Annotated in this window: 9 protein-coding genes and 1 tRNA gene; 5 read left to right on the forward strand and 5 right to left on the reverse strand. The window is 53.9% G+C overall.

Annotation, left to right across the window (positions count from 1 at the left end):
- Positions 1-142: 142 nt before the first annotated feature.
- The gene (locus AC2FEE_RS18290; protein WP_496866773.1) at positions 143-1,966 is read right to left on the reverse strand and encodes a BCCT family transporter; all 1,824 of its coding nucleotides are present in this window, start codon (positions 1,964-1,966) and stop codon (positions 143-145) included.
- Positions 1,967-2,561: 595 nt separating this feature from the next.
- Here AC2FEE_RS18290 and AC2FEE_RS18295 point away from each other — a divergent pair.
- From AC2FEE_RS18295 to AC2FEE_RS18305, 3 genes are all read left to right on the forward strand, one after another.
- Complete coding sequence (locus AC2FEE_RS18295) at positions 2,562-4,034, forward strand: flavin-containing monooxygenase (protein WP_496866774.1); 1,473 nt, start codon at positions 2,562-2,564, stop codon at positions 4,032-4,034.
- 1 nt (position 4,035) lies between these two features.
- Positions 4,036-4,998: an alpha/beta fold hydrolase gene (locus AC2FEE_RS18300; RefSeq protein ID WP_496866775.1), complete on the forward strand. Its 963-nt coding sequence runs from the start codon at positions 4,036-4,038 to the stop codon at positions 4,996-4,998.
- Positions 4,999-5,081: 83 nt separating this feature from the next.
- A tRNA-Met gene (locus AC2FEE_RS18305) sits at positions 5,082-5,158 on the forward strand.
- 264 nt (positions 5,159-5,422) lie between these two features.
- On the opposite strand, the gene thpR is transcribed toward AC2FEE_RS18305, so the two are convergent.
- Both thpR and AC2FEE_RS18315 read right to left on the reverse strand, forming a co-directional pair.
- Positions 5,423-5,941 (reverse strand): RNA 2',3'-cyclic phosphodiesterase, encoded by a 519-nt coding sequence (thpR, locus tag AC2FEE_RS18310; RefSeq protein ID WP_496866776.1) that lies wholly within the window; start codon positions 5,939-5,941, stop codon positions 5,423-5,425.
- Positions 5,942-6,885: 944 nt separating this feature from the next.
- A complete protein-coding gene (locus AC2FEE_RS18315; protein ID WP_496866777.1) occupies positions 6,886-7,350 on the reverse strand; it encodes a GNAT family N-acetyltransferase in 465 nt (154 codons plus the stop codon).
- A 126-nt stretch (positions 7,351-7,476) separates the two neighbouring features.
- Here AC2FEE_RS18315 and AC2FEE_RS18320 point away from each other — a divergent pair, with 126 nt between their 5' ends.
- Both AC2FEE_RS18320 and AC2FEE_RS18325 read left to right on the forward strand, forming a co-directional pair.
- Positions 7,477-7,650: a hypothetical protein gene (locus AC2FEE_RS18320; RefSeq protein WP_496866778.1), complete on the forward strand. Its 174-nt coding sequence runs from the start codon at positions 7,477-7,479 to the stop codon at positions 7,648-7,650.
- A gap of 53 nt (positions 7,651-7,703) precedes the next feature.
- Positions 7,704-7,847, forward strand: coding sequence for a hypothetical protein (locus AC2FEE_RS18325; RefSeq protein ID WP_496866779.1), 144 nt, complete (start codon positions 7,704-7,706; stop codon positions 7,845-7,847).
- A 1,437-nt stretch (positions 7,848-9,284) separates the two neighbouring features.
- Here AC2FEE_RS18325 and AC2FEE_RS18330 read toward each other — a convergent pair.
- Positions 9,285-11,156 (reverse strand): adenylate/guanylate cyclase domain-containing protein, encoded by a 1,872-nt coding sequence (locus AC2FEE_RS18330; protein ID WP_496866780.1) that lies wholly within the window; start codon positions 11,154-11,156, stop codon positions 9,285-9,287.
- Between the two features lie 248 nt (positions 11,157-11,404).
- On the reverse strand, positions 11,405-11,938 hold the full coding sequence (locus tag AC2FEE_RS18335) for a hypothetical protein (RefSeq protein WP_496866781.1): 534 nt from the start codon (positions 11,936-11,938) through the stop codon (positions 11,405-11,407).
- Positions 11,939-12,120 lie beyond the last annotated feature (182 nt).

Raw genomic sequence — 12,120 nt, forward strand, 5'->3', positions numbered from 1 at the left:
CAATCTTGTCGCCAAAACTGAAGGATTCGCCAAACTCAAACCTCACTGATTGCGATATCTGATTGCAGAAAACGACACCGCTAACGAAACGAAGAACGCCGCCCCTGACGGGGCGGCGCCTGATTTTGCCTTTGGTCGATTCTTACTCGGCGGCCTGTGTCGCGACCCCGTGCTTGTCGCGCTGGCTGTCGCGGAACAGCGCCTTGCCCAACGCGATACACATCAGGCCCATCACCATGGTAAAGGGCAGCGCACCGATGATCATTGCATTGCGCAGCGCGTCCATCGGGTTGTTTTCACCCGCTGCCAGGATCAGCGCACCGATCACAGCCGTCAGGATCACACCCCAGATGATGCGGTGCTTGATACCAGTTTCCTGGCTCCCGCCGGACATGATGGTGTTCATCACCAGAATGCCCGAGTCAGCAGACGTTACAAGGAAGGTCATGATCAGGATCACGCACATCACGTTCAGCATAGACAGCAGCCCGCCATCGATCATGTAGGACAGTGTCACGAACAGCTTGTTGGTGTTCGAAGCCCCAATGATCGCGCCTTCGGCTGCACCCGCCAGCTCCAGATCGATCGCGGTGCCACCCAGAACCGTCATCCACGCAAAGCACACCAGCGCCGGTGCGAAGACACAGCCCAAGATGAACTCACGCACAGTGCGACCCTTCGAGATGCGCGCCAGGAACAGGCCCACAAACGGCGAGAACGCAATCCACCACGCCCAGTAGAAAGTGGTCCAGCCTGCCTGCCAGCCGAACTGACGGCCCTGCTCACCCGCTGCATAGGCCGCAGCCAGCGTGGCCTCGTCCAGTTCTGCCGCAGCACCTTCAAGACCGCTCTTGAAGCCGTCAAAGCTGCCCCATGCGTTGGTCGCGCCACCCATCAGGGCATCCGCATGCGCCTGAGCTTCCGCAGGCAGAGCCGCCGCAAAGGCCTCGGCTGACAGCGGGCCATAAGCGCCAAAGCTCAGCGAGATGAAGTGAATGATGTAATCCACCATCGCCGTGCCATAGGTGGTCATGGCAAAGACAAACGAACCGAAGATCACGAAGGTGCCCAGCAGGATGATCGACAGCACCAGGTTCAGGTTCGACAGATATTTCACGCCCCGTCCAACGCCCGACACAGCCGAGATGATCGACAGCGCCATGATCACAACCAGACCGGAGATCAGGCCCACTTTGCTGGGGGTGGGAACCTCGCCGCCCAGATCCATGATCCACCCCATCCCGGTGATGGCATAAAGACCGTCGATGAACTGGCTGACGCCATAACCGATGGTCACGGAGACGCCGAGGATGGTTGCAACAACGCCCAGAACATCAACCACATGGCCGAAAAAGCCGTTGACGAAACGACCGAACAAAGGCGTCAGCGCCGAACGGATGGTCAGCGGCATGTTGCGGGTATAGGCATAGTAGGCCAGCGACAGGCCGGTGACGACATAGATCGCCCAGGCGTGGAAGCCGTAGTGCAGGTATGTGAAGCGATAGGCCGATTGCAGAGCTTCAGGCGAGTTGCCCTCGATGGCGCCGGAAACCACAACGGGATTCGACCCCCACAGACCAAGCGGTTCAGCCGTCGCAAACACCATCAGGCCGACACCCAGACCGGCACCAAACATCATCGAAAACCAGGAAAAGTTCGAGAATTCGGGCTTTTCACCCGGCGTTCCCATGATCCGGCGACCGGTGGCCGGAATGATGGCGACAACGGCCAGAAAAAAGAAAAACAGACCCACGATGACGACGTAGAAGCTGTTGAAAACCTCAAGCAGCTTGCCGTTCAGGCTGCCCAGCGTGCTATTGGCATTGGCAGGAAACACAAGGGCCCACAGAACCAGCCCAACCATGATGGCCTTGCTGATCAGTGCGATGGGGACGCTGTAATTCTCGTAGAAACCGGCATCTGCCGTTTCTATCTCAACATCCGTAAATGGTTCGGGTACCGACATAATTTCCTCCGTGTTGACGGTATAGTTGGATTGAACCCACCTAAAGATGGGCCTCCAATCTTGGTCTCTTCCTCGACCCGATTCCCTGTGGGTTTTCTCCACTCCTCCATCGGGCAGGTCATTGAAAGTTCTATTTGGGCAGAATGCCCAAGCCGCTGTCCAAACGCGGCAATTGTTGGTTTTCTTGCCTATATTGCCGCTTTCCAGACGATTGGGCTGGAACCGACATATTCTGTAGTTTTGCGACATATACTCTTAGACGTGATCAAAAAATACACCTTTGACGCACTGAGCTCAGGCCTTTACCCAACAAAAAACTAACGCAGAATTTAGCTCAGCTCATGTTATGTTTGATGACTGCACCAAGATCATGGTTGCCGGGCGCATCAAAATCCTGCCGAGACTGATGATCCGTCCACTATAGACACCGCGCCACACCTTGGGCTCTGGACCGCCGTCAGGATGTAGCCACTTGGAGCCGATAGACAAATCCCTGAACGACAATCCCCCCTGACCTTATGAGAGGCTGTGCACGATCACTTTCCAGCTTATAGTCTGTACCAACCATCTCGGTCGCTTTGGGAGGTGCGGACGCATGGAACACAGCACGGACTTGCTGATCATTGGGGCCGGGTTCTCGGGGCTGATCATGGCGCTTGAGGCCCGCAAACGCGGGATCACCGACATTGCGATGATTGAGAAAGCGGATGATATCGGCGGAACATGGCGTGAAAACACGTATCCGGGCGTGGCCTGCGATATCCCTTCGCATCTCTATTCGATGGCGACTCATCTGAACCCGGACTGGAGCCGCGCCTATGCAGATGGGGCCGAAATTCAGGCTTATCTGCAGAAAGTCTGCCGTGACGAGGACCTGTATCACCTATGCCATTTTCACCAGCAGCTCAAATCTGCCCGCTGGGACGGCACACGCTGGCAAGTGGAAACCGAGGACGGGCAGCACTGGTCGGCTCGGTTTCTGGTTTCGGCCGTTGGCGCGCTACACTTGCCCAGCATTCCAGACATTCCGGGGGCCGATAGTTTTCCCGGCCCCAAGTTCCACTCAGCCCAATGGGATCACGGCACAGACCTTACCGGCAAGCGCATCGCGGTAGTCGGCACCGGCGCCTCGGCGGTTCAGTTCGTACCGGAGATCGCGAAGTCGGCAGATCATATCACCATCTTCCAGCGCACTGCGCCCTACGTCCTGCCCCGCCCGGATGGGCCAATAGCACCGTGGGTTCGTAACCTCTATCGACGCGTACCAGCCCTACCCCGGCTCAGACGCAAACTGATCTACATGATCTTCGAGTACCGCCATCGCGTCTTTCGCGGCGAAGAACGGATGGTTAACTTTGCCATGAAGATGTGGCGCCAAGCGCTTGAGAAGGCGATCACCGACCCCGAAGAGCGCCAACGCCTGACCCCGGACTACCGGATCGGGTGCAAACGTATCCTCAGTTCGAATGACTGGTACCCAACGTTAGCGCAAAAGAACGTAACGGTGATTTCACACGGGGTGACCAAGATCGACGGCAACCAGATCACCGCCTCTGATGGCAGCCGGACCCAGGCAGATGTTCTGATCTGGGGCACCGGCTTTCATGTGACCGACATGGGTGAACGCCTGGACATCACTGGCGCGGAGGGGATGACCTTGCGCGCGGCATGGGCCGAAGGAATGCAGGCCAATCTGGGCACAGCCATCGCGGGGTTTCCGAACTTCTTTATCCTGCTGGGACCGCACACGGGGCTGGGTCATAACTCGGTTGTACTGATGATCGAGGCTCAGGTCGCTCATATCGGCCGCGTACTGGATCAGATGAACCGAAAAGGGCTGCGCACCATCTCTCCCGACCCAGCGAAGCAGGCGGCCTTTACGCAGGAGATGCGGGACCGTCACCTCAACAGCGTCTGGCAGGCCGGCGGTTGTACATCTTGGTATCAGGACGGACAGGGCCGCAACACAACGCTTTGGCCGGGCACCGTTGCCGAGTATGAAAAGCGTATGGCCCGGTCCGGGCTGGAACAATACCACCCTGCCCCACCCCAAAGCGGAGACCGCTGAGATGAACACGTTCCTGATTATCCTTCTGTTGATCGTTGTGTTTGTCACTGGCATGAACCTGTGGACCCGGAAGCTGACTGCCGATGGGCAGAAGCGGGTCCCGCAACTGGGTGATATCATTCCTGTAAACGGCGGCAGCATTCATTACGTCGAACGGGGCGATCCGTCGAAGCAAACAATTGTCATGATCCATGGCCTGACCGGACAGTTGCAACATTTCACCTATGCGCTAGTCGATATGCTGGCCGACGACTATCACGTCATCGCGGTTGACCGGCCGGGTTGCGGGTATTCGACCCGGGATACCGCCGATCTGGGGCGCCTGCCCGAACAGGGGCGAATGATACAGGAGCTTTTGGACGCCAAGGGCATCACCGGTGCAATCCTGGTTGGCCATTCTCTGGGCGGGGCGGTATCCTTGGCGATGGCGCTCGACAACCCTCAAAAAACCGGAGCTTTGGCCCTGCTGGCCCCTCTGACGCAAAAACTGCCGTCCACGCCGCAGGTCTTTAAACCGCTGAAAATTCGCGCCGAGTGGCTTCGGAGTCTGATCGGCAATACTCTGGCCGTACCGCTGGCCGCCAAAACCGCGCCGCACACATTAGACGTCGTATTCGCCCCTGAACCTGCGCCTGCCGACTTCCTCGACCGTGCGGGCGGTGCGCTGGGTCTGCGACCCTCGGCCTTCATCACCGGTTCGCAGGATATTGCGGGCATTAATGCCAGCCTTGAGGCGCAGATGGCTCGGTACAGTGAGCTGAGCGTGCCCGGCGGGATTTTGTACGGCACACAGGACGCGATCCTGCCGGCTCAGACACAGGGCGATCCGATGGCGCAGTTTGGCCTGAGCAACGAACGGATCGACGGGGCGGGTCACATGATCCTGATCACCAAACCAGAGACCTGCGCCAAGTTCATCCGACGGATCGCCGAAGCTGCACGCAGCGAGTCCGAGGCGGTTTGATCGGCGTGGAAAAGAATCCGGCTTTGACCATCATTTCCCTCTTGACCCTATGCAGCCCCTCCCTTAAATCGCCTCTCACTCATGGCGGAGTAGCTCAGTTGGTTAGAGCAGCGGAATCATAATCCGCGTGTCGGGGGTTCAAGTCCCTCCTCCGCTACCAAGATCCCTTCACAATATCAGATGATTGCGCGCCAATCGCGCCACCCAGATTTGACGCAGTTCGGAATACTGCGCGGTTTTTTGTGCGTTTTCGGAAAAAGTGCGCGATTCAGGCCAAGAATGCGGCGCTTTGACCCTACACGTTCTCATTATGAGGATGAACTTCTACCCCATACCGGCACCCAACAAAAACCATCAAAAAAGCCCGGTTCTTTCCGTCATTGCTGAAAGGAAGTGATAGTTTTTCGGTTGTTACGGCAGCCGGTCAACTGAGACAATAATATGCTAGGGCGTCGTGCCGGGCACCTTCTGGACGTAAGGTGGATTGATATAGGGTAAATCCGGTGACCAGCATTTCCGGTAACGGTTTTTTTGCGCGAGGGCACTGGGAGTGCTGAACTTCCTCGCGTTGTTTCGGCTTCAAACGGGCGATTGTTACATGTGGGCGAAAACGCCGACGTGGCAGCATGATTCCGGTTCGCCGCGCGGCTGATTTGATTTTTCGTTGCAAAGCTGTGAGCGCCGGACAATCAACTACTCCGACAGCCAGCACTTGCCCATAGCATTCGATCCCTGAAAAGTTCAGGGCAAAGGGTGAGGATGAAAGCTTCAGAACCTCTTCATGAAATTCCTCCAATTTCTCTTCAGGTTGATCGTCAAGAAAAACTAGCGTCAGATGCATGTTTTCCGGCGTGACTGGCCGACCTACTGGCAACTCGCGCTGCAACGATACAAAAGCAGCTTTAGTTTCGTCGCTGAGAGATATGGCAACGAAAGACCGCATAGTGTCCTCCTTTTTTCCCTATAGCATCAAATGCAACACGCCTGCCACGAGGAACCCGAATTCGCTTGCTATGTGTAGTATTTGAAGGGCAGTCGGCATTGATATTGCTGCATTGGGCAAAAGAACCGACCGATTACGAAGACACCGGGGCCACCGAATTCGAATAAGGCCTCAAAGCCGCCAATTCGCCTGGCTTCGGCCTAAATCGCGAAAAAGCCACTGCCACCACATGGATTGTACGTGAGGACAAACGGAACCCGATCGTAGGAGCGCGAAGAAACCGCCCTTTCCAAGGGGCAACCTCAGTGGGGCGGTATGGTGGGCTGTTTCAGACGTTCACGTACCCCGGCAGTCTTTCCGTGCCCTCCCGGATCAGCCTATTGAACTCATCGTCAATCGCGCCGTCTTGGCGGATCTATAGGGTTATTTTTAGCCACCACCAAAGGTGGCTCCTTTGGAAATGATCGAATATCAAACCGTATGAAACAAGTTCCGTCCACGTTGCGCATGTCGCCCATGTATGCCGCTTGTGTAATCCACGTCACTGAACTCCTTAACCGAACCGTGTAATCTGAGAGAAGTTAAAGAGTTGGCGCTCATGGTGTTTAGAGAGCGCAGTTTTTTCATTTTCCTCCCTGGGACTGGGGCGTGCTTGTGGTGAGCGCGCCCTTATTCCGTAAAGCACCACACCCTTATCGTGCTACGTGCCCCTGATGGCGTCTCTGGCTTCCTGTGTGACACCCTCAGCGCGGGAAACGACCCGATTAACCTGTTGGCGTGCTACGCCTGTCGATTTTGCTGTATTCGTGGCAAATCCTACAGGCCTACCTCTGTCAGGTTTTGGAACAATTTGTTCCGAAACCCTCCGTGTCTTCCCATAGCTCTTTCCGCTTCGCTAGATGCCTGGCTATCTGCGTCGGAGTTAGTTCCGCTATTTCGGTAGCTCAAACTAGCCGCATGACCAGTTCAACCTCCCCATCAACAATTCTTCCCGTTGGCTGAAAACCAAACTCTTTGTAGAGCGGTAGCGCGCCTCCCGGCTCATCCACAACGCTGATTACCAAGTTTGAACGCCCTCTTTCGCGCGCCAGTGATTTTGCGAACTCCAATGCCGCTCTACCATGTCCGCAACCTTGGTGTTCCTGGTCGACCATTAATCGCCAGATATAAATCCCGTTCGGGTCATCACCATCGTCAAGATCCGCTTCCGGGTGATACATGTCGACCACCGCCAACAACCCGACCGGAGTGGCTTCTTCCCATATACCGTAAATTTCCGACCCAGGTTCAAAGATAGATTGTGCCATCGTCATTAGGTTTGATGCAACAAACGTGGTCTGCTCATCGCGCACTTTTAACCCAGCCAAGGGCCGGAGTGTATCACTTGAAAAAGGGCGGAACTCAGGCATGGGCAATCTCTAACAGGGTTTCTCGAGACCGAGAAGCCATGGATCGCCGCCAGCTTCGAACCATCTATCAGAATCGCGCATTTTCAGGTATGCACTCAGAATTGATTTCTTATTTGAGGCTTTGCCATGACCATTGTCCGCACTCCGACCGAGTACCGCGCCGCACTTCGCGAAATTGAATACCTGTGGGGATCTGAACCGGATACCGAGGAAGGCAAGCGACTCGAAGAATACCTGTCGGCGGTCGATCAATACGAACAGCTTTCTAATCCGACACCTGTGAAGCTTAGGATGGCTTGAAGCCATAGGTGTCAGCCGCTGTTCGATCCGTTCACCACTTTGGGAGAATAGATATGAACAGAAACTACGTGATAATCGCGGTTGCGATCCTGGCGCTTGTGCTGGTCTTTTCCATGATGAGGTCAGGCGGCGAGGATGGGGCTACCGAAGAAACTGCACCGGCTGCTGATACGGAAACCGCGCCCGCCACGGAATAAGCGCCAAAGAGAGCTGTGAATGCGTGAGACAACGCCGAGAAATTCTGAACCCTGTTTTGTGCCTGACGGCCGACTTTGAGGCCTCAGCGGCTAAACACTGGGATTACTGTAGCAGGTGATCGCGGTGAAATGCGGGATAATTCCTTATTTGTTACGCTGCTGACGAGGCACGTCCGCTAATGGCGGATGGAAGGTTGACCCGCGTTTTACACCCCTTATTTTGCGGAATCGCGCGTTTTCTGGTACTGTCGCCACAATTCCAGTCAAAGTTTTTCTAGTTTGGTTTCTGGTGGGGGACGTTATGAGGAAGATTTTTGCAATAGCTGCTGCGATAGTTTTTGCAACTGAGGCGAATTCTTTAACCATTCACGAGAATGATTGGACTACGGCCACAAATTTTAGAGGTTGGTCAAGTGGAGGTTACATTATTGGAAATGGCGGTTGGCAAGTCTACGACGACTTTAATGTTTCGAACGATAGTCTAATCGAATCTATAACCGTCTTGGCACGTTCCAATAGCTCGGGTGGCTCTCTACATCAGAACATTACCATTGCAATATTTGACTCAACCCGAACTACAGAACTCTACCGACTGACTGGCTCACTGACATCCAGCGTTATATATGGTTCTAGTCCGATATCGGGAAGCGCTTACGCTTGGGAAGCAACATTTGATCTGGTTGATCAAGCAATTCAGACTGGAAACTATTGGTTGGCAACGGATATACCAACTTGGTCAGGCCGAAACCCGGGTAGTGGGTCAATCCAGGAGCGAACCTTCCCGACCTTCACTACATACAATCGGAGTGAGGACCTATTGTTCCGTTTGGAAGGTAGTCAAATTGCTCCAGTTCCGCTTCCGTCTTCGCTCTCGGTTTTCCTGATTGGTATGACAGGTCTTGGTCTGGTGGCGCGTAGACGCCGAAACAGCTAGTGTAATAGCGCCCTCTATTTCGCTAAGCTTTAGACGCCGTTTCCGCGCAACCATCTTGCAACAGCCTTCCTTGCAATACTTGACGTCAACTCGTTTCCACTCGGGCATGAGGATCCCGCAATAGGCGCAGTGCCAGCCCTTCGAGTAGTTTTTTGCCAACTTGTTGCTCTCTGTGCGATCCGGTGGGCGTTCTGCAAAGCCATCGTTCTTTGCCAGAGTAACAATAACCTCAGAAACGAATGGCCTGAATACCGCACAAAAGCGTTTTACTACGGCGCTGGTCACGCCAAATTCAGCGACTTTTTGTGAAGAGGGCGGAGTCCGGAATTTCTCCGCATTCGTAAGGCAGTCATGCTGACAAGTTGGAATCGGATATTCAGGTAGCGGGAATTCTAAGCTCCGATTTGCGCTGCCGCAGGGAACGCAAAATGTGAGTTTGTCGCGAAAACCTCTATGTCAGTTTTTGGCTTTATTATCCGTTTCACGAGGGCCATTTCAAACCACTAAGACGCGGTTTCCGGAACTCCCAATGCTCGCAAATCGGCTAACCAGCGGTTGTGGAACTCTTTGTCGGTAAACGGGGCAGCTTTCGCTTCCTCAATATCGTATTCGGGATTGTCTATTAGGAACTCGCCCATCATGGTGCGCGCTTCGTCATCCCGTCCTAATCGGAGCAGAATCGGTGCAAGGGTACGTCTGAGGCGATCCGGGACCTCGTTCATCTTTTCGATTGAAGCGAGCGCTCCTTCGTAGTCCTCGGCAAAGTACTGGGCCCAACCCAGATTCCACAGATACCAATCAGGATGATGTGGATTGAGGCGTATTGCAGCCTTCATCCGGTCTACGGCTTCATCTGCCCGGCCACTATAGACCAGAGGGTCAATGGAATCGGCGAGTACCTGAGCGGAGTTCGGGTTTAAAGATATCGCTTTTTCGAAAATAGATGCGGCTTTCTCAAGATCGCCACTTTGAACTGTAATACTTGCTAAAACCTGATGAGCTTTGAAATTGAATGGCTCTAGTTCTATCGCTTTTCTGGCCATTTCAAACGCGAGAGCCAAAGAGTCTTCTCGTGGCGTGACTTCAGTCCACCCCCAGCGGTAACCGAAGTTATGGGCCCAAGCGAGTTCGATGTATGCGCTGGCAAAATTTGGGTCGAGCTCGATTGCCTTCCTGCTCAACTCCATCGCAAGAATGTTGCCTTCTTTCGTGAAGGTGAACGACTGTTCCTGCGCACGCTTAAAAAGTTCGTATGCATTCAAATTATCAGTGGGTTGATGCTCTAGCCGGTCATACTCGGCCAGGTCGATGTTCTCGTTGAGAGTCAGGGCGATGGTGCGCGTAACTTCATCTTGAACAGCAAAAATATCCTCAAGACTGCGGTCATAGCTTTCCGCCCAAAGATGTTTGCCGTTTGTTGCGTCGATCAACTGCGCTGTGACACGCAACTTTTCTCCCGATATTTGGACACTGCCCTCGACGACGTAGCGAACACCCAATTCCTCGGCCACCTGTTGCGCCTTTACCGGTTGATCCTTGTAGGTAAATGTCGAATTGCGGGAGATTACGAAAAAGTCGACAAATCGAGAGAGCGCGGTGATGATGTTTTCGCTGAAGCTGTCGCTGAGATAGTCTTTTTCCGGATCGCTGTTCAAATTGTCGAACGCCAGTACGGCAATGGATGGTTTGCCGGTTAGAGAGACAGCGGTGGGATCGGGCGATTGGTTCGAAGCGATCCAAGTCTGCCACAAGACCATCCCCCCGACCAAGACTGCAACCGCGACCCCAACAGCGACCAACCTTGTTTTACGTGCGGGTGCTACGGGTCGGGAAATAGTGGAAACGAGAGCCAATGCTCTGTCATCAAGCAACAGGCTGAAAACACGTATAGGTTCTGCAATGTTCCTGACCTCGTGCAGCCCGAGGTCTTCGATGTTGAGGTCGAGTTTGTCCTTTACCTGATCAAATACGCTGGCGGCCATATAGATGCCATCAGGCACAGCCAAACCTTCCAGCCGCGCAGCAATGTTTACACCGTCCCCATAAATATCATCGTTCTCCACAACGATGTCGCCGACGTTGATCCCAATTCGGTAGTGTATCTGGTTTTCTTCAGGGACGTCCTTGTTTTTCAACCCGATAAAATGCTGAAACTCTATCGCGCATTGCACCGCCTCAACGGCGCTGGCAAAGTCGATCAGCAGACCATCGCCCATCAATTTGACGATGCGTCCTTTTCGGGCGGAAACGATAGGTTCTATCAGATCTTCACGATGTGCCTTAATGGTCGCCAAAGTTCCAGCTTCATTCTCTCGAATGAGGCGGCTGTAGCCTACAACATCTGCAGCAATTATCGCCGTGAGGCGTCGTTCCAATGCCCAACCTCCCTAGCTCGACTAACAGGTTAGCCAATACGGCGAACCTAATCCAGATACGAGGTGACTCATCGCATATTGTCAGCGAAAGCCGCCCTGGCAGTTTTGATCGAGAACGGCTGGTTTGTTGCGTAGACTGTGAATTCGAGCATCGCCAGATTTTGCGTCTGCAGCTGAAATCCGGTCTGACAAGCGCACCGCATCATCCGAGAACGCCGTTGGATGGCGGCTTTGGGTCGACTATCATTTCAATACGTTTTCTTCGAACCAGACAAACTGATAGCGAACTCAGCGCTCCACCATTCACGGTTGTCTTCACTATCAGTCATTCGGCATCCTGCACGTTTGTTGCAATCGTTTGAGATGATTTCAACTGCGATTGGCACTTTCGAAAGCCAACTGAATGAAACCTGTAGATCATCCCAAGTGATGCTACGTTTTTCGTCGTTGAGCTCCCAAGTTAGAGTTGCAGGCTTGCCAGCATACTCGGCCGAGTATCCGACCAGGCCACGGCAAACACCATTTCGAATGACGAGCTTCTCTCGGAGTTCTTCACAAAGGGTGGAAGCGAGTGACGTGCGAAACGGTGATGCGAGTGGCCCGCTCGCCATTGTGGATTCCCAAACCTTCAAGACAGCGGCAATGCCATGTGCTGACTTGGGAAGTTTTCCTCCATGGGCGTGAGCGACTTCTTCTTTTATCGCGCGCTCGACCTTCGACCACAATAACAATAACGACCCGATCGATCCCTTAATCTGATCGATGGACACACTCTGTTCCATAGGCACCGTTTCCCAAATCACAATTCAGATGTTGCGAATAGCGTGTTGCAATGCGTCCAGAACTGCAACAATCAATGAACGCTTTGCTGAAGCTGCAGTGCCGCATACGCTCAGTTTCTAAACAGCAGGAGCGGGCCGTTCCCAACGTGCGTCAAAAGCAGGGAATATAGGCAATGAGCACT

The sequence above is a fragment of the Ruegeria sp. YTSC199 genome, from assembly GCF_059609725.1.